This is a genomic window from Streptomyces hygroscopicus subsp. hygroscopicus, assembly GCF_030269125.1.
Classification (GTDB): Bacteria; Actinomycetota; Actinomycetes; order Streptomycetales; family Streptomycetaceae; genus Streptomyces; species Streptomyces hygroscopicus_C.
This window is the reverse complement of sequence record NZ_BSSM01000015.1, coordinates 136,535-153,960: the sequence shown is the minus strand read 5'-3', so window position 1 is coordinate 153,960 and position 17,426 is coordinate 136,535. Positions and strand designations below refer to the sequence as shown.

Below are 17,426 nucleotides of genomic sequence, written 5' to 3'. Positions count from 1 at the left end.
GGGTGAAACGGTCAGGCAATGGCGCTTGCGGCGTTGGTGGCGGAGGTCGCCAGGTCCCGGAACATCTTCCGTACGTTCTCCGCGTTCCGGTTGAGTTCCTTGGCGGCGTCGGATATGTCACGGAGAGTTCGGGGCTTGGGAAGCTTGTCGTGATCGAAGGGCGCCAGTTTCGTGTGGAGTTCCCCGATGGCCGTGGCCACTTCCCTGATGTCTTCCGCAGGGTTCGGTTCAAGTTTTTCCTTCAGTTTCCCGACCGCCGTGGTGATCTTGTTGATGGCGCTCGGGGATTTCATCTCCCGGATCTTCGTGTTGAAGGAATGGATTTTCGGGGGAAGTCCGTTGAGGGCCGTTTTGAGGTCATTCAGCTGCCGTGGCGTGGCGCCGTCCAGGTTGACGGAGAGGCTGTTGTTGGCTTCCGCCTCCGCGCGTGTCTGCTGCTGGGGCAGCCCATGGTCGCCGAGGGTCCAGATCTTGCCGGTGAACTTCTCCCACACCCAGTTGAGGATTTTCCCGATGTTGAACAACTTGTCCTTGAGGAAGGCGATGCCGGCGGCGACTCCTGCGATGGCCAGGGTCAGCGGGTTCAGCTGCTTGAAGGCATCGAAAAGATCCTTCAGTCCGATCGCCTCGGCGAAAGCCTCCCAGGGTTTCTTCTGCTCGTCGGGGCCGCCCTTGATCGCATTGATGATGTCTTGCTTGTCGGTCTTGGTGAGAGCGCCGGTGTTCTTTACGTGTGTGTTCAGCGTCGTGTTTACCGTACCGATGTCCTTCTTGAGGTCCGCAATTTTCTGCAGGACCTGGGGATCCGAATCACAGGCCATTTTTGCCTCGCTTCATGGATGCCGGGTATTGACGTCGCCGCTCGGCGGCCACTAGGTTGCCCATTCTGGTGCTCTTCGGTTTTTCAGGGGGGATTCACGAATGGGGAAGCCGGGCGGCGTGGTGGACCTTTTGGGGCTCTTGTTCATGATTTTGGGTTCCATGGGCGTGCTGATCCAATTGACCAGCTTTGCGACCTACCGGCGCCTGCGGATCCTGGAGCGTTCCGGTACCGAGGGCGAGGCCGTGGTCGTACGTCATGACCGCATGGACGGACTGCACCGCGTCTACTTGCGGGTCCGCCTGCCCGAGGGGGGCGAGGGGCGGGAATTCTACGAGCGGCATCGCGAGCTGATCGGCGGCCCCGGCACGGTCGTCCCCGTCGTCTACGACCGCAGGAAGCCCAGCCGGGCGAAGACCGGGAGCCGGGAGGACTACGACTATCGCGCCGAGCGTCTCGCCGTTTATCTGCTCGGCTGCGGCGGACTGGCCCTCTTCGTCGCGGGATTCGTGATGGTGTGCCTGGTCCGCCCCTGGTGACGGCCGGGTGACACCGCTTCGCCGCGGGATGAGCCGCCCCGGCCGGGGGGCGGGGTGGCTCGGAGCCGCGAGGGGCCACGCGGTCCCTTCGGCCGGCTGAGGGCCGAACGGTAGGGGGTGAGGACGGTGGGGCGGGCGACGGCGCCGGCCGGGAGAGCCGTGAGGGGGCCGTCGGCATGGATGCCGAGGCCCGGCCTGGAGCCGAGCCGGGAGACCGGGAACCGGACCGGGGTGTCCTGGAGGACGCCGACCGCGGTGACGGCCGGTAGCGGGCCGGCGGGCCGCCGGTTCCGTGGTCGTGCGGGCGTGGCGCCCGATGCCGCAGGGGGCTACGGCCGCCCCGGCAGCCCCCGGGTCTGGGCCAGCGCGTCCGACCAGCCGGCCGCGTACGCCCGGGACTCCCGCGCGAGCAACTCCTCGTAGAGCCGGTCCAGCAGCGCCTCCGGGTTCGGGGCGGGGGAGTGCAGCAGGGTGGCGAGGCGGGCGTAGGTGTCGCTCGGCTGCTCCGGGAGGTTGCTGGTGCCAGTCGCCATGTCGTCCTGCTTTCCGGTCTGTCCGCTGGGTCCTGCTGTGGTGCGTGGGGCGCTTCTCCGTGGCGTTCGAAGCGTGCTGTTCGAACTAGTGTACGAGTAATCCCCTTGCGTCGTTCGGTGTTTGGCCGGGACCTTGCGCCCGTCGCGTGGACCCGACCTGCGGTGACGCGGGGGGCCGGGCGGAATGTGCGGCAAAGCCGTGGAGTAGGATCCGGCCGTTCCTCCCATCGGTGAAGCGACAGTGAACGTTCCGGACCCGCAAGGGACCTGAGAGGCAATCAGGCGGCGGCGGACGGCGGAGGGGCAGCCGTTCTCGCGCGGGGGGCGCGATGGGGCAGGGACGAGAGCAGGGCCTACGGGGTGGACGGGGACGCGAGCGGTACGCGGCAACGGCACATGATCGATTGGCTGGAACAGGCCCCTGATCTGCCCCACCTCATCGCCCGGGTCTCCGAGCTGGTGCTCAGCCTCGGCCACGCGCCCGAGGACCTCGTGGTCATCCCCCGCGCCGAACTCGACCGGCGCGAACTGGCCGCGTACAGCGCCGGCTGGGCCGATGTCGTCGACGAGGAACTCCCCGCCGTACGGCAGGCGTACGAACAGCGGATCACCGCCGCCTACCTCCAGGGCCAGGAGGACGCCCGCACCGGCCGCCGTCCGCGCCGCGCCCGCCGGACCGAGGACGAGGCGGGCGGCGGAGAGGTCATCGCGCTGCCGTACGTCCGACTTCTCACCCCACCGGACGAGTTGACGCGCGTCGAACAGCGCGGCGAACGGGAGCGGACGGTCGCGGGCGGTACGCCGGCGCCCGGCACGCCGGGCGGGAACGCCGCGGACGACCCGGAGCCGGCCGCCGGGGGGAACGCCCCGGACGACCCGGAGCCGGCCGCCGGTGGGAACGACGCGGTCGAACCGGTGACCGACACCGGTTCCGCCGACATCCTGCTGTCCGCCCGCGAGCTGCGGGAGCGCAGGCCGGCCGGCTCCGAGCGCCGCCCGGTGCTCCGCCGCAACGGCCGCCCCAGCGTTCCCCCACTGGCCCGCCAGGCCGACGCCACCCGTGAAAAGTCCCGCCGTGGGGACCCGAAGGACCCGCCGCCCGGCCGCGACGAGGACCGTCCCCGCCTCTCCGACCGCGCCCGCGCCCTCGCCGACGAGCTGGAGGGAAGGGTCCCCCAGCCGCGCCGACGTGACGACCAGCAGGGGCCGCCGGTGAGGAAATGAGGCGGGTTCCAGCGGCCTCGCGGACCTCTCAACCGAAGAACTGCGCCAGTTGGGAGGGAGAGGGCGGCCGGCCGCCCGCGGTGGCCGAGGACGGTGACCTCGGCCCGGCCCCCGTCTCCTCCTCGTCCTCCGTACCGTCCTCGTCCGTGTCCCGGTACTCGGGTCGCGGCACTGGCGTCGGCGCGTCCGGCTGATCGCCCTCGTCGGAGTTGACGCAGGCGAACATCCAGTTGGCGGCGGCGAGATGGTCCACGGCCGCCGCCAGCAGATGGTCCGTCACCGACCAGTCCGCGGCCTCGCCGTGGAGTTCCCGGTTGAGGGCACTGTCCCTGGGGAGGTGCTTGACCAGCACCGCGAGCCGCCGGGCGGAGAGGCGGTCGCGGTGCCAGTCGAGCAGGTCGATGCCGTAGTAGCGGAGCAGATCCGCTTCGAGGGCCTCGGCGTGTTCGTCGACGAACCCGACGAGGCTCAGTCTTCCCCCAGGCCGAGCCCGGTCTCCTTGCCGTAGGCCTCCAGGATGGCGGCGATGTCCTGCATGGTGACCTCGTGCTGCTCGAAGCGGGCGAACTGCTTCTCGCCCATCAGCAGCCGCAGCAGCCCGTCGACGTCGTTGTCGTCGAGCTTGCGCAGCGCCTTCGCGGTGGCGCGGCTCAGCTCGGTGGGCAGGGTGTAGTTCTCGCCGTCCAGGTCGAACGACCAGGTACGGCCGAGGGCTTCGAGGCGCTGGGCGCGGGCGGCGTTGACGTCGAAACGGGCCATGGTGACGCGTACTCCTTGGATCCGTGGGACAGGGAAAAGAGGACAGGGGAGAGGGGAGCGGCGGGGCGGGCCGTGGCCCGCCCCGCCGGGTCCGGCCGGATCAGGCCGTGGCGTACGCCGAGTCCTTCATCACGAAGCTGGCCAGCGCGGAGCCGTCCGCCGCGGACATCGCGGTGAAGGTGATGCCGAGCTGGGAGGCGGCCTTGCGGGCCAGCTTGATGTCGTCCGCCGCCGTGACCTGGCCGCGCGGGATGCCGAAGCGGTAGGTCACGGTGGAGCCGTCGCTCGCCCGGACGTCGGTGAACTCCAGGCCGAGGGCGCGCACATCGGCGAACGGGCGCTCGGCGATGTCGTACTTGTAGACGCCGGTGGAACCGGTCACCGCGTCGACCTGGCCGCCGCCCATGAAGAACGGCAGCGTGTCCTCGTTGAACTGCAGCAGCGAGAACTTCAGCGTCAGGTCGCGGTCCGAGTACACGAAGTGCACCGGGCTGACGGCCTGCCACACGTCGATCGGCTCCAGCTTGTCCTTCTTGCTGAAGGTGACGCCGTCACCCGTGGTGAAGCCGAGGTTCTTCCAGCCGGTCCAGTCGGCCGAGCCGTCGGTGGAGAAGGTCGTCGGGACCTTGGTGTCGGGGCCGGCGACGTACAGACGGCCGACGCCGGCGACGCGGATCTCGGAGGTGTTGGTACCTGCCATGGTGGTGTCTCCTTCATGAGGGATGCCGCATCCGGCGGTTCCGGATACGGCGAAGGCCCCGCCGGGATGGCGGGGCCTTCGGTCAGGGGGCGCGGCGGCCGTCGGGGGACGGCCGGGTACGGATCAGTACACGTCGAGGTGGACCTTGTGCACGCTCACGTAGCGGTTGGCCGCGCGGTAGAGGTAGTCGGGCAGCCAGCGCGGGCCGTCCTGCTCCTCCACGTCGGTGACGAGGTTGGTGCCGTACTGGTGGCCGGCCGTGGCCAGCAGCGCGCGGCGGGCCTCGTTGGCGAGGACGTGCGCGTCCTGCTTGGTGGGGCCGTACACCTCCAGCTCGATGAGCGGCTGGTCGACGTGGAGTTCGCCGACCCAGGCGCCGCCGCGCCGGTTGACGAGCACGGCGGCGGTGGTGCCGTCGAAGGTCGAGGGGGGCTGCACGGTGACGAGCGCGGTGGCGAGCGCCGGGTCCTGCTTGAGGATGTCGACGACCAGGGCCTCGACGTCCGGGAACGTGCTCGGTGGAGTGGGTGTGGTCATGCCGGGTCACCTCGGGGCTGCGGGGGCGCGCGGGGCGCGGGGTGGGTGGCGGGCAGGGGCCTCGGCGCCTGGGCCTGTCATCGGGGCCTGCGGGCACAGCTCCGCCGCTGCGCCAACTGTGACAGACGATCGCGCGCGCACGCAACTAAAAAGGGAAAGCCGCGGGGAGAGGGCGGGGTGCGCGGGGGCCGACATGCCGATGCACCCGCGCGGGGCGGGTGCGTCCTCGGGTGGGGCGGGCGCCTCTTCGGGCAGGCGCGAGCGCTTCCCTGGGGGCGTTGGCGCCTCTCCGGGCGGGGACGGTTCCCCGCCGGGGCGTGAGCGGCCCCCTCGGGAGCGAGGCCGGGGCCTTCCACGGGAGCGGCCGGGGCGGCCGGCGGTCTCCGTCGGGCCGGTCCGCGTGAACGTCAGTCGCCCACCGCCGCCTCCGCCGGTCTCCGCGCCCCCTCGCGCCCCCGCGCGTCGGCCTCGTACTCCTGCGGCAGGAACTGTTCCACGACCCGTACGAACATCTCGCGCCGGTCGGCCGGGATCCCCAGCAACTCGGCGACCTCCTCCAGCGTGGGCCGGCGGTCGAACTCGGTGCCGGGCGCGGGGGAGGCCGGACGGTCGTGCGGGTCGGCCAGTTCCTCCGCGGTCAGCCGGCCGGAGCGGATCAGCATCTCGCGCACCGGGACGCCGAGGACCCGGGCGAGCCGGCGGGTGGTTTCGAGGTCCGGCATGCTCTGCCGCTGGAGGAGCCGGGTGACGGCGGCGCGGTGCACCCCGGCCTCGTCCGCGATCCGCGACTTCCCGCCCCCCCGCGGGCTGTCGATGTCGTATCCGCGTTCGCGCATCAGGTCTTCGACCCACGCGGCGAACGCGTCCAGGTCCTGGCTGGTCATCTGTGTGCTCGCTCTCCCTCTGGGGTTCCGAGTTTAGCTTGCTTGCGCGCGCGGTATTACGTGCTTTCGTGCAAGCACGGTGAAGAGGGTGTAAAAGGGGGCGGCCTGGAGGGGGTGTCGGGGGGCTGCGGGGGCCTGGGTAAATGTTTGTTGCGAGCGCGCGCGCAATCTGTAAGTCTGGACCGCGCTTCGGCCCGCCCCGTCCTGGGCCCCGGGCCGCTCGCGCTCGCCTGTTCCGCCCCCTCAGGAGGCTCCATGTCCGTCTCCGGCTCGTGCCCACCGCGTCTTCCGGACGCCCCCGGGGCCCGTGGTGACGCCCCGCCGCTCGAACCCCCGGGCTGGCGGTCCGCCGCGGCCTGCGCCGGGCTGCCGCCCAAGGTCGTCTTCTCCAAGAAGGTCAAGGAGGCCGCTCCCGCGCTGCGGGCGTGCGCCGGTTGCACGGTCCGCGGTCACTGCGAGCGGGTCGTCGCCCCGGCGGACAACTGGTTCGACGGCGTCTGCGCCGGCCGCCTGTGGCGCTCGGGCCGCCCGGTACCGCTACCGGCGGACCTCGCCGCGGTACCCGCCCAGAACGGAGGCCGAGTTGTCTGACGCGTGCACGATGCCCGACGACGACCGCCCGGTGACCCAGGCCGCCCTGTGGATCGGCCTGCTGCTCCAGCAGTTCCCGGAACTGTCCACCGAACTGGCCCCCGGCCGCGCCACTCCCTCCCCCCGCCCCGCGGCCCCGCCGCCCCCGGACCTCGCCGCCCGCCGCCACGAGGAGCGAACGGAGGCCCTGCTCCTCGAACAGCGGCACGGACTCGTCGCCCCCGGCTACAGCGCGGCGCCGCTGCGGCTGCACATCTCCGACACCATCCGTGATCTCACCGACGGGGTGGTCGAGCTGGAGGAGGCGGTCCGCGACCGGCTCGGCCTGCCGCGCGCCCGCCGGGCCCCGGTGCCCGAACGGCTGCGGCGCATCGCCGCGTTGCTCGACGACGTGGCGGGGGACGCCGTACTGTCCGCGCACGTACGGGACGAGACGCGCCGCATGGCCCGCCGGTGCGCCCGCGCGCTGGGCGACACGGAGACGGTGGTGCGGATGCCGGGCCGCTGCCCCTGGTGCGACTCCGTCTCCCTGCGCGCCTTTCCCGACCGCGGCGCGATCCTCTGCATCAACCCCGCGTGCCGCTGCGCCGACCCGCTCTGCGGCTGCCACGACGACCCGTCGTACCGGCACGCGTGGGAAGAAGGGGAGTGGGAACGCGCGAGCAGCCAGGAGGGCCGCACCCGATGAACGACTGCCCCCTCATCCCGGCCCCGCTGGCCGCCCGGGAGGTCGGCGTGGCCCCCGCGACGATCCGCAAGTGGGTCCAACTCGGCCACCTCCGGCCCGCGGGCAAGTCGGGCCGCGCCCACCTCTTCCGCCTGGCCGACGTGTTCCAGGCCGAACGCGCGACCCGCCGCACCGGCGAACGCCCGGCCCCCTGAACCCGGCCGGTCGTCGCGTCCGCCGATCCCCGGCCTGCGGAACTGCTCGGCGCGGCGGCGCCCGACGGCACGTCAGGCTGCGGCCCCGTCGGCCGACCGAGCGCGGGCGTGCCCGTCGTCGGGCGGTATCCCGCGGGTGGCCTGCTCCGCTGCCGCACGGCGGGCCGACGCGCGGCGCGGGTGGCCTGCTCCGGCCGGCCGGCCGACGTGGCGACGCGCGCCCGTCGATCGCCGGGGTGGCCGGTCCGCGCCGCGAGGAGCGGGTGACGGCTTCCGCGCTGGTCGCCGTGGCCGTGGCCGTGGCCGTGGCCGTCGCCCCCGCCGTTCGGTCGGTTGCCGTGCGACGTGGTGGCTCGTGGTGTCCCTGACCGCCGGGGTGGCGGGTGGTCGGGGTTCCCGCGCCCGCCGCCTCTGCCGTCGTGTGGCCGGCCGTCGTACGTCGTGCGGGGTGGTGGCTCCGTCGCCGCCGAGGTGGCCGGTCGTCATGGCGTTCCGCGTTCGTCGACGCCGCCGCCGTGCGGCCGGCCGCCGTGGATCGCGGCGGACCGCCGTATCCGCCGATGGCCGGGTGACCCCCGCCGCGGCGGTCCGCGGCCCCGTCGGCTTCCCGGCCTCCGGGGCGCCTGTCGGCGGCGGCGTCCCACCGGCCGCCCGCCGGGCGACGGCCACGGTGGCCGCACGCGGGTTCGTCCGTACCCGGAGGGTGGGTCCCCTCGTCTCCCTCGTCTCCGCGACGTAGGGGGCGCGGTCGGTCCCAGGGGCTCCGCCGGGTGCCGAACGCCTGACGAACCGCGCCTCGCGGCGTCCGCCCGGCCTGCGGCGCCGGATGCCGGACGCCGGGCCGCCAGGCGGGTCGGCCTGACAGCGGGGGCTCACCCCTCGCCTGCCAGGTCCCTGAGGCGTGCCGCGACGCCGGGACGGCCGCCCTCTCCCCGACCGCGACGCCGTGCGGACCCCCTCGGGTCTGCCGGCGTCGGGCTGTTTCTGTGGGCTGTGGGGCGCCTGCTTGTCGTGCGGGTCCGCGTCCGCCGGCCGTCACGCCGTTCGGTGGCTGCGCCTGCCGGGCCGTCTGTCTGGGTCTCAGGCGTCGGGTCGCCTGTTCGGCTCGGCCGCCGTTTTCTGTGGGCTATGGGGTGCTTAGTCGTCGTGCGGGTCCGCGTCCGCCGGCCGTCACGCCGGTCCCCGGCTGCGCCCGCCGAGCCGCCGCCGCGCTCCTCGGCCCGCCCGCCGACCCGCCTGTGACCACCGCGACGCCCCGCACCGCGCCCGCACCCGCGCCCGCACCCGCACCCGTCCCCGAGCCCCGCCCCGCCGCGCACACCCCGTCCCGAGCCCGTCTGTCATGCGCGCCTCGTCCCGGAGCCCCCACCCGTCACGCGCACTCCGTCCCGAGCCCCGCCCCGCCGCGCACACCCCTCCCGCTCCCGGCGTGCGCCACCCCCCGTCCTGTGATAGAGGACCCCCACCTGCGCCCCCGCCTCTTTCTGTTTTGACCGGAGTCTGTCGCCTAGGTACGCTCAGACCTTGTGCCTGGGGTGTGCCCTGGCTGCTGTGCGTGCCTTGAAACCGTATGGCGAGCCGCAACCGGCCACCGTAATTCGCGCCCTTTCCGCCTTGCGGCGGGAGTCTGGCGGATTCGACACACCCGACCGCGTGGGTCGGTGACGTTCCAGGTTAGCTGTACCTATTCGGCACACAGAAACCGGAGAAGTAGTGCCTACGATCCAGCAGCTGGTCCGCAAGGGCCGGCAGGACAAGGTCGAAAAGAACAAGACGCCCGCACTCGAGGGTTCCCCTCAGCGTCGCGGCGTCTGCACGCGTGTGTTCACGACCACCCCGAAGAAGCCGAACTCGGCCCTGCGTAAGGTCGCGCGTGTGCGTCTGACCAGCGGGATCGAGGTCACCGCTTACATTCCGGGTGAGGGCCACAACCTGCAGGAGCACTCCATCGTGCTCGTGCGCGGCGGCCGTGTGAAGGACCTGCCGGGTGTTCGCTACAAGATCATCCGCGGCTCCCTCGACACCCAGGGTGTCAAGAACCGCAAGCAGGCCCGCAGCCGCTACGGCGCCAAGAAGGAGAAGTAAGAATGCCTCGTAAGGGCCCCGCCCCGAAGCGCCCGGTCATCATCGACCCGGTGTACGGCTCTCCTCTGGTGACCTCCCTCATCAACAAGGTGCTGCTGAACGGCAAGCGCTCCACCGCCGAGCGCATCGTCTACGGCGCCATGGAGGGTCTGCGTGAGAAGACGGGCAACGACCCGATCATCACGCTGAAGCGCGCGCTTGAGAACATCAAGCCGACCCTCGAGGTCAAGTCCCGCCGTGTCGGTGGTGCGACGTACCAGGTTCCGATCGAGGTCAAGCCCGGTCGTGCCAACACGCTCGCGCTGCGCTGGCTGGTCGGTTACTCCCGCGCCCGTCGCGAGAAGACCATGACCGAGCGCCTGCTCAACGAGCTTCTCGACGCGTCCAACGGCCTCGGCGCCGCTGTGAAGAAGCGCGAGGACACCCACAAGATGGCCGAGTCCAACAAGGCCTTCGCGCACTACCGCTGGTAGTCGCTACCCACATCGAGACCGAGAGAAGACTGAAGCCTTATGGCTACCACTTCACTTGACCTGGCCAGGGTCCGCAACATCGGGATCATGGCCCACATCGACGCGGGCAAGACGACCACCACCGAGCGGATCCTGTTCTACACCGGTGTGTCCTACAAGATCGGTGAGGTCCACGACGGCGCTGCCACCATGGACTGGATGGAGCAGGAGCAGGAGCGTGGCATCACGATCACCTCTGCTGCCACCACCTGCCACTGGCCGCTGGACGACGTCGACCACACCATCAACATCATCGACACCCCGGGCCACGTCGACTTCACCGTCGAGGTGGAGCGCTCCCTGCGTGTGCTCGACGGTGCCGTGACGGTGTTCGACGGCGTCGCCGGCGTTGAGCCCCAGTCCGAGACGGTGTGGCGTCAGGCGGACCGCTACGGCGTTCCGCGTATCTGCTTCGTCAACAAGCTCGACCGCACCGGTGCCGAGTTCCACCGCTGTGTCGACATGATCGTCGACCGCCTGGGCGCGCAGCCGCTGGTCATGCAGCTGCCGATCGGTGCCGAGGCGGACTTCAAGGGCGTCGTCGACCTGGTGACGATGAAGGCCTTCGTGTGGTCCGCCGAGGCCACCAAGGGCGAGATGTACGACGTCGTCGACATCCCGGACACGCACACCGAGGCTGCCGAGGAGTACCGCGGCAAGCTGCTGGAGGCCGTGGCCGAGAACGACGAAGAGATCATGGAGCTGTACCTGGAGGGCGAGGAGCCTTCCGTGGAGCAGCTGTACGCCGCGATCCGTCGTATCACCATCGCGTCCGGCAAGAGCGACGGCACCACGGTCACCCCGGTGTTCTGTGGCACCGCGTTCAAGAACAAGGGCGTGCAGCCCCTGCTCGACGCGGTCGTGCGCTACCTGCCCTCCCCGGTCGACATCGAGGCCATCGAGGGCCACGACGTCAAGGACCCCGAGGTCGTCGTCAAGCGCAAGCCGTCCGACGACGAGCCGCTGTCCGCGCTGGCGTTCAAGATCATGAGCGACCCGCACCTCGGCAAGCTCACCTTCGTCCGGGTCTACTCGGGCCGCCTGGAGTCCGGCTCTTCGGTGCTGAACTCCGTCAAGGGCAAGAAGGAGCGCATCGGCAAGATCTACCGCATGCACGCCAACAAGCGTGAGGAGATCGAGTCGGTGGGCGCCGGTGACATCGTCGCCGTCATGGGCCTGAAGCAGACCACCACCGGTGAGACGCTGTCCGACGACAAGAACCCGGTCATCCTGGAGTCCATGGACTTCCCGGCGCCGGTCATCCAGGTCGCCATCGAGCCCAAGTCGAAGGGCGACCAGGAGAAGCTCGGCGTCGCGATCCAGCGCCTCGCCGAGGAGGACCCGTCGTTCCAGGTCCACTCGGACGAGGAGACCGGCCAGACCATCATCGGTGGTATGGGCGAGCTGCACCTTGAGGTGCTGGTCGACCGTATGCGCCGTGAGTTCAAGGTCGAGGCCAACGTCGGCAAGCCGCAGGTGGCGTACCGCGAGACGATCCGCAAGGCCGTCGAGCGCGTCGACTACACCCACAAGAAGCAGACCGGTGGTACCGGTCAGTTCGCGAAGGTGCAGATCGGCATCGAGCCGCTCGAGGGTGGCGACACCTCGTACGAGTTCGTGAACAAGGTGACCGGTGGTCGTATCCCGAAGGAGTACATCCCTTCGGTCGACGCCGGTGCGCAGGAGGCCATGCAGTTCGGCATCCTGGCCGGCTACGAGATGACCGGTGTCCGTGTCATCCTCCACGACGGTGCCTACCACGAGGTCGACTCCTCCGAGCTCGCCTTCAAGATCGCCGGTTCGCAGGCCTTCAAGGAGGCCGCGCGCAAGGCTTCGCCCGTGCTCCTCGAGCCGATGATGGCCGTTGAGGTCACCACGCCCGAGGACTACATGGGTGAGGTCATCGGCGACATCAACTCCCGCCGTGGCCAGATCCAGGCCATGGAGGAGCGGGCTGGTGCCCGCGTCGTGAAGGGCCTCGTGCCCCTGTCGGAGATGTTCGGCTACGTCGGCGACCTCCGCAGCAAGACGTCGGGTCGCGCAAGCTACTCGATGCAGTTCGACTCCTACGCCGAGGTTCCGCGGAACGTCGCCGAGGAGATCATCGCGAAGGCCAAGGGCGAGTAACGCACCGCGTTCCCACGCTTTAGGCTTGACTCCGGAGCCTCCAGGGGCAAACAACCGCAAACCCGGATGTTTGCCCCGGGCCCCGGGCATTAACAGCAAAGATCACCTGGCGCCGATGAAGTAAGGCGTACAGAACCACTCCACAGGAGGACCCCAGTGGCGAAGGCGAAGTTCGAGCGGACTAAGCCGCACGTCAACATCGGCACCATCGGTCACATCGACCACGGTAAGACGACCCTCACGGCCGCCATTACCAAGGTGCTGCACGACGCGTACCCGGAGCTGAACGAGGCCACCCCGTTCGACAACATCGACAAGGCGCCCGAGGAGCGTCAGCGCGGTATCACCATCTCCATCGCGCACGTCGAGTACCAGACCGAGGCGCGTCACTACGCCCACGTCGACTGCCCGGGTCACGCGGACTACATCAAGAACATGATCACCGGTGCCGCGCAGATGGACGGCGCGATCCTGGTGGTCGCCGCCACCGACGGCCCGATGCCGCAGACCAAGGAGCACGTGCTCCTGGCCCGCCAGGTCGGCGTTCCGTACATCGTGGTCGCCCTGAACAAGGCCGACATGGTGGACGACGAGGAGATCATGGAGCTCGTCGAGCTCGAGGTCCGCGAGCTCCTCTCCGAGTACGAGTTCCCGGGCGACGACCTTCCGGTCGTCCGTGTCTCCGCTCTGAAGGCGCTCGAGGGCGACCCGGAGTGGACCCAGTCGGTCCTGGACCTCATGAACGCCGTCGACACCTCCATCCCGGAGCCCGAGCGTGACGTCGACAAGCCGTTCCTGATGCCGATCGAGGACGTCTTCACCATCACCGGTCGCGGTACGGTCGTCACCGGCCGTATCGAGCGTGGTGTCCTCAAGGTCAACGAGACCGTGGACATCATCGGCATCAAGCCGGAGAAGACCTCCACCACGGTCACCGGCATCGAGATGTTCCGCAAGCTGCTCGACGAGGGCCAGGCCGGTGAGAACGTCGGTCTGCTGCTCCGCGGCATCAAGCGCGAGGACGTCGAGCGCGGCCAGGTCATCATCAAGCCGGGTTCGGTCACCCCGCACACCGAGTTCGAGGCGCAGGCCTACATCCTGTCCAAGGACGAGGGTGGCCGCCACACGCCGTTCTTCAACAACTACCGTCCGCAGTTCTACTTCCGTACGACGGACGTGACGGGCGTTGTGACCCTCCCCGAGGGCACCGAGATGGTCATGCCGGGCGACAACACCGAGATGTCCGTCCAGCTGATCCAGCCGGTCGCCATGGAGGAGGGCCTGAAGTTCGCCATCCGTGAGGGTGGTCGCACCGTGGGCGCCGGCCAGGTCACCAAGATCGTCAAGTAAGTTCCGCTTGCTTGAAGGTCGCTGACCGACCTTGGAGAGGCCCGTACGACTTCGGTCGTACGGGCCTCTTCGTCGTACCCTCGGTGCGTGTCACCGCTCCCGTACGGCCGTTCGACGAAAGTGAGCCCGTGAGCACCGTCCCGCCCGCCGAAGGCCCCGACGAGTCCCCGTCCGACGCGCAGTGGGAGGCGTTCCTGCGGGACGCGGCGGCCGGCGGTGCCGGCGCCCCGAAGGAACCGTCCGCACGGGCGCGGTCCCGTCTGCCAGGCGCCCGGATACGACGCCCGCGCCGGCCGGGTCGTATGAGGTCGGCGACCGCGTGGCTGGCGAGCGCGGCTCCCTGGCTGGCGGTCGGGGCCGTGGTCGTCTTCGGCGCCTTCCAGATGGGCCTGATCCCCCTGTCCTCCACGCCCACCTCGGGCCCGGCCAAGGCGGTGCCCCTGCCCGGCGGAGGCACCTCCGACGGCGACCGGTGCGGCGCCAAGGGCTACCACCGCTTCCCGCTCCCGAAGAGCGCGACCACCCCACCGAGGCCGTCCTCCGGCACCGATGAGCCCGGCCCGAAGCTGGTCCTGAGCCATTACGGCTACGAATGGAACCCCGACGACGGGGGCCGCCTGACCATCGGCCTGCTCTTCGCGACCCCCGGCTCGAAGAAGCCGTTCCACGTCTCGCGCGCGCTGGGTGGCGAGGGCGTGGCGGTGGAGATCGAGGGCCCGGAGGGCCTGGTGGCCGGCGCCCACGGCCTCCCCGTCACCTGGCCCTCCACCGAACAGGCGGGCGCCCTCGTCGATGTGAGCGACGGCGGCGGCGGCGAGGTCACCCTTCCCCTGGAGGCCGTGTGCCCCGGCCACGACGGCCGGTCCGTGGCGAAGTCCCTGCAGCCGCCCGTCGATTCCCACAACACCATCACCGGCCAGCCCCCCTACCGCATGGTCGTCTCCCTCCGCGACCCGGCCGTCGGCACCCTGCGCACCTCGCTCGGCCTCCCGGCGGGCGGGAACCTGCTCAGCGCGAACAACCTGGTCCTGCCCGTGGGTTCCTGACGGCCCCCGGGAACGCGGTGGGGCGGCGGGTGCCACCGCGGGGGGCGGTCGGCTCGACCGATCCCCCCGCGGCGTCACCCGCCGCCCCGGCGGCGCGTCCTGCCTCAGCCCACCGACGAGTCCTTGGCCAGGGACACCACGGCGGTCTGGGTCGCCGTCACGATTCCCCCGTAGTTCGGGTCGGTGGCGGTGGCCTGCGCGTCGACCTCCACGTCGCCCTTCTGGAACGGCGTCGTACCCGTCGGGTCGGCCGTGGCCGTCCAGGCGGCCGGGGCGTCCGGCGCGCAGGCGACCGTCGTGGCGTACGAGCCCTTGATCAGGACCTTCTTGGCGACCTGGGTGACCTGGCCGGAGAGGTTCACCTTGACCGGCGCGGTGCAGCTGACGGTGCCGCCGATGGTGGCCTTGCCGTTGAGCGTGCTCGCCGTGCCCTTGAGGTCCACGGAGACGCCGAGGTCGAGCGCGGCCGGCGGCGCCGGGTTGTCGATGTGCACCTCACCGCGGAGCGCGGCGGTGCCGCCCTCGCAGTGCTGCTCGTAGGTGGCGTCCAGCTTCTGCACGTACCCGTCGGGCCCGAAGGTCACGTCGGAGACGCTGAACTCACCGGTCAGGGTGTTGCAGCCGCGGCCGTTGCCGTCCAGCGAGAGGCCGGGCTCGGACGCGGAGTTGAACGGGTAGCGGGTGGCGCCGGTGTAGTCGCCGGGCGCGAGCTCCTGCCCGGCGGGGGCGGCGAGGTCCAGATACCACCAGTCGCCGTTCGCGCCGTTCACGTTGACCGATACGTGGTTGTGGTCGGTGGAGCCGTAGACGTCGAGGCTGTCCCCTGACGCGGGGTCGTACGCGTACGACTGGCCACCGCTGATGTAGTCACCCGCGTCGCCGCTGAACGAGAGCGATCCGGCGGAGACGGTCTGGGCCTGCGCCGCGGGGGCGCTCAGCAGACCGGTGGTGGCGCCGGCGCAGGCCAGCGTCAGGGCGAGGACGGTGGTGAGGCGGGCGAGGCTGGAGCCGCGGCGCGAAATGGCCGTCGAACGTGACATTCGGTACCCCCCGAAGATGGGTGTGCGGGCGTTGTCGATGTGGACAGCGTGATGCGGGTCGCAGACGTCACCGGCCGCGACCGACGTGGATGCTGTCACAGGCCACTGACAATGCCCACCGGTTTTGTTGAAACCGCTACTAGGGTCCGGGTGGCGGCGCGGGCACCGCGGGCAAGGCCCGCAGGGGGTTCAACTCGCTTAGCAGGGGCGGCGGTTGAGACGGGCCGGTGAGCCGGCCGGCCGTCGAGGAGGACGACCCGGCCCTGGTCGTCGTGCGTGCCGGAGGCCTCGTGGAAGGGGCGCCAGGGCAGCAGCCGGGACGGCGCCCCGCGCCCCTGCGGCCCGCGGCGCCGGACGCCTCTCGTGCGGCACGCGCGCGGGCGGGAAGTGCGCCGGGGCCCGTCGTGCGGTACGACGAGGACCGAGGCGAAGGGCCCGCGTGAGGCCGACCCGCGCAGCCCGCGCTCGCCGCGGCCGCGGTGTCCTCCCGGCCCGCCATGCGGCCCCCTCCCCTCGACTCGCCGGACACGCCACGATGGTTCCTCTACGATGCGGCGTCATGTCCATACCCAACGCCTGGGGCGCACCGTACGGCGGCTACGGCGGTCCGCCGCCCGTACCGCCCGTCATTCCGGCGAGGGACCTGCGCCCCCGGCGCTTCTGGTACGTGGTGGCGGCGCTGCTCGGCGTCGTCCTGGTCGGTGCCGGGGTCACCTTCATCGTGCTGACGGTCCGGAACACGATGCACGCGGTCGACACGGCGCACAGTTTCGCCAGCGGTGACCAGCGCACCTTCAGCTTCACGAGGGGCAGGACCCGGGCGATCTACGTCTCCCCGTACGGCAGGGGGCACGTCGACTGCCGGGTCCCGACGGCGCTGGCCGATTCGATGACCCGGCCGGCCGGCACCTTCCGCGTCGCCAACGGAGCCCGCTCCTGGGACCGCGTCTTCGAGTTCACCCCGAAGACCACCGGCGACTACCCGGTCACCTGCACCTCGGAACTGCCGGCCGAGTTCGCCCTCGGAGACAGGCCCGAGGTGGGCGGCATGGTCGGCGGCATCTTCGCCGCGATCGGCTGCTTCCTGACGGCGGCCGTCGCGGTCCCGGTCATCTGCGTCGTCACGGCGGTCCGCCGCGGCCGCTGTCGCCGCCGGCTCATCGCGGCGGCGGCGCCCGCGCCCCCGATGCCCCCGATGTGGGGCCCACCGCCCATGGGCCCGTCGGCCTGAGGACGCGCGCGGACGCGACGTCCCCGCTACCGGTGGGTGCCCGAGTCGCAGGCCGCCCTTCTAGGTGCCCGCCGGGACAGTGATCTCGGCCCACACGGTCTTGCGCGGCACGGTGTCCGACGACACGCCCCACCGGTCGGCCAGCGCCTCCACGATGACCAACCCTCGCCCCGACTCCTCGTCGGCGCACGGGCGTCGGGCCTCGGGCAGCCGTTCGCGGCGGGTGTCGGTCACCTCGATGCGCAGCGTGTCGCCGACGACGTGCAGCGTGAGCCGGAAGTTTCTGCCGGGCACCCGGCCGTGGGTCGCGGCGTTCGCCGCCAGCTCGGCGATCACGTGCGTGGCCGCGTCGGACAGGATCCCCCAGGTGCGCAACTGCTCCGTGGCGAGCAGCCGGGCGAGCCGGGCGCCGCGGCGGGTGGGGGACAGCAGGACCATGAAGGCGAGGGTGGGGTGGGCCAGTTCGGCCGGCGGCTCGACGGTTTCTCGATTCACGTCACTCAGCGTGGTCGCCCATGCTTCCCTAAGTAGGGGAAAGCGGCTGTACGTACGGTGACCGTCCCCCC

Annotated in this window: 20 protein-coding genes; 11 read left to right on the top strand and 9 right to left on the bottom strand. The window is 71.0% G+C overall.

Going from position 1 to position 17,426, the window contains the following annotated elements; genetic code table 11:
* Positions 1 to 11: 11 nt before the first annotated feature.
* Positions 12 to 821, bottom strand: a complete 810-nt coding sequence (locus QSK45_RS29065) for a hypothetical protein (protein ID WP_285561848.1) — start codon at positions 819 to 821, stop codon at positions 12 to 14.
* Between the two features lie 160 nt (positions 822 to 981).
* Here QSK45_RS29065 and QSK45_RS29060 point away from each other — a divergent pair, with 160 nt between their 5' ends.
* The gene (locus tag QSK45_RS29060) at positions 982 to 1,359 is read left to right on the top strand and encodes a DUF3592 domain-containing protein (protein ID WP_285561847.1); all 378 of its coding nucleotides are present in this window, start codon (positions 982 to 984) and stop codon (positions 1,357 to 1,359) included.
* A gap of 329 nt (positions 1,360 to 1,688) precedes the next feature.
* Here QSK45_RS29060 and QSK45_RS29055 read toward each other — a convergent pair whose 3' ends face one another.
* Positions 1,689 to 1,892 (bottom strand): hypothetical protein, encoded by a 204-nt coding sequence (locus QSK45_RS29055; protein ID WP_285561846.1) that lies wholly within the window; start codon positions 1,890 to 1,892, stop codon positions 1,689 to 1,691.
* Between the two features lie 396 nt (positions 1,893 to 2,288).
* Between QSK45_RS29055 and QSK45_RS29050 the strand changes: the two genes are divergently transcribed.
* Positions 2,289 to 3,116, top strand: a complete 828-nt coding sequence (locus tag QSK45_RS29050) for a hypothetical protein (protein WP_285561845.1) — start codon at positions 2,289 to 2,291, stop codon at positions 3,114 to 3,116.
* Positions 3,117 to 3,144: 28 nt separating this feature from the next.
* On the opposite strand, the gene QSK45_RS29045 is transcribed toward QSK45_RS29050, so the two are convergent.
* The 5 genes from QSK45_RS29045 to QSK45_RS29025 all read right to left on the bottom strand — a co-directional run bounded on the left by QSK45_RS29045 (position 3,145) and on the right by QSK45_RS29025 (position 5,996).
* Entirely contained in the window at positions 3,145 to 3,519 is a 375-nt protein-coding gene (locus QSK45_RS29045) for a hypothetical protein (protein WP_285561907.1), read from the bottom strand.
* A gap of 65 nt (positions 3,520 to 3,584) precedes the next feature.
* On the bottom strand, positions 3,585 to 3,875 hold the full coding sequence (locus tag QSK45_RS29040) for a hypothetical protein (protein ID WP_285561844.1): 291 nt from the start codon (positions 3,873 to 3,875) through the stop codon (positions 3,585 to 3,587).
* Positions 3,876 to 3,975: 100 nt separating this feature from the next.
* Positions 3,976 to 4,575: a phage tail tube protein gene (locus QSK45_RS29035; RefSeq protein WP_285561843.1), complete on the bottom strand. Its 600-nt coding sequence runs from the start codon at positions 4,573 to 4,575 to the stop codon at positions 3,976 to 3,978.
* Between the two features lie 123 nt (positions 4,576 to 4,698).
* The gene (locus tag QSK45_RS29030; RefSeq protein ID WP_285561842.1) at positions 4,699 to 5,112 is read right to left on the bottom strand and encodes a phage tail termination protein; all 414 of its coding nucleotides are present in this window, start codon (positions 5,110 to 5,112) and stop codon (positions 4,699 to 4,701) included.
* A 407-nt stretch (positions 5,113 to 5,519) separates the two neighbouring features.
* On the bottom strand, positions 5,520 to 5,996 hold the full coding sequence (locus tag QSK45_RS29025) for a helix-turn-helix domain-containing protein (RefSeq protein ID WP_285561841.1): 477 nt from the start codon (positions 5,994 to 5,996) through the stop codon (positions 5,520 to 5,522).
* A gap of 255 nt (positions 5,997 to 6,251) precedes the next feature.
* Between QSK45_RS29025 and QSK45_RS29020 the strand changes: the two genes are divergently transcribed.
* The 8 genes from QSK45_RS29020 to QSK45_RS28985 all read left to right on the top strand — a co-directional run bounded on the left by QSK45_RS29020 (position 6,252) and on the right by QSK45_RS28985 (position 14,589).
* Positions 6,252 to 6,587: a WhiB family transcriptional regulator gene (locus QSK45_RS29020; protein WP_285561840.1), complete on the top strand. Its 336-nt coding sequence runs from the start codon at positions 6,252 to 6,254 to the stop codon at positions 6,585 to 6,587.
* Entirely contained in the window at positions 6,580 to 7,275 is a 696-nt protein-coding gene (locus QSK45_RS29015; RefSeq protein ID WP_490993630.1) for a hypothetical protein, read from the top strand. Before QSK45_RS29020 ends, QSK45_RS29015 begins: the two co-directional genes overlap by 8 nt.
* Complete coding sequence (locus tag QSK45_RS29010; RefSeq protein WP_285561839.1) at positions 7,272 to 7,469, top strand: MerR family transcriptional regulator; 198 nt, start codon at positions 7,272 to 7,274, stop codon at positions 7,467 to 7,469. The genes QSK45_RS29015 and QSK45_RS29010 overlap by 4 nt, the downstream gene beginning before the upstream one ends.
* Positions 7,470 to 9,182: 1,713 nt before the next feature.
* Entirely contained in the window at positions 9,183 to 9,554 is a 372-nt protein-coding gene (gene rpsL / locus QSK45_RS29005) for a 30S ribosomal protein S12 (RefSeq protein WP_003948652.1), read from the top strand.
* Between the two features lie 2 nt (positions 9,555 to 9,556).
* Positions 9,557 to 10,027 (top strand): 30S ribosomal protein S7, encoded by a 471-nt coding sequence (rpsG, locus tag QSK45_RS29000; RefSeq protein WP_003992340.1) that lies wholly within the window; start codon positions 9,557 to 9,559, stop codon positions 10,025 to 10,027.
* Positions 10,028 to 10,066: 39 nt separating this feature from the next.
* Positions 10,067 to 12,193: an elongation factor G gene (gene fusA, locus QSK45_RS28995; RefSeq protein ID WP_285561838.1), complete on the top strand. Its 2,127-nt coding sequence runs from the start codon at positions 10,067 to 10,069 to the stop codon at positions 12,191 to 12,193.
* Between the two features lie 156 nt (positions 12,194 to 12,349).
* Complete coding sequence (tuf, locus tag QSK45_RS28990) at positions 12,350 to 13,543, top strand: elongation factor Tu (RefSeq protein ID WP_285561837.1); 1,194 nt, start codon at positions 12,350 to 12,352, stop codon at positions 13,541 to 13,543.
* Positions 13,544 to 13,671: 128 nt separating this feature from the next.
* On the top strand, positions 13,672 to 14,589 hold the full coding sequence (locus QSK45_RS28985; protein WP_285561836.1) for a hypothetical protein: 918 nt from the start codon (positions 13,672 to 13,674) through the stop codon (positions 14,587 to 14,589).
* A gap of 104 nt (positions 14,590 to 14,693) precedes the next feature.
* Here the strand turns inward: QSK45_RS28985 and QSK45_RS28980 are convergent, their stop codons facing one another.
* Positions 14,694 to 15,629: a hypothetical protein gene (locus tag QSK45_RS28980; RefSeq protein WP_285561835.1), complete on the bottom strand. Its 936-nt coding sequence runs from the start codon at positions 15,627 to 15,629 to the stop codon at positions 14,694 to 14,696.
* A 559-nt stretch (positions 15,630 to 16,188) separates the two neighbouring features.
* On the opposite strand from QSK45_RS28980, the gene QSK45_RS28975 reads away from it, so the two are divergent.
* Positions 16,189 to 16,860, top strand: coding sequence for a serine/arginine repetitive matrix protein 2 (locus QSK45_RS28975; RefSeq protein WP_285561834.1), 672 nt, complete (start codon positions 16,189 to 16,191; stop codon positions 16,858 to 16,860).
* Positions 16,861 to 16,920: 60 nt separating this feature from the next.
* Here QSK45_RS28975 and QSK45_RS28970 read toward each other — a convergent pair whose 3' ends face one another.
* Entirely contained in the window at positions 16,921 to 17,364 is a 444-nt protein-coding gene (locus QSK45_RS28970) for an ATP-binding protein (RefSeq protein ID WP_490993631.1), read from the bottom strand.
* Between the last annotated feature and the right edge of the window lie 62 nt (positions 17,365 to 17,426).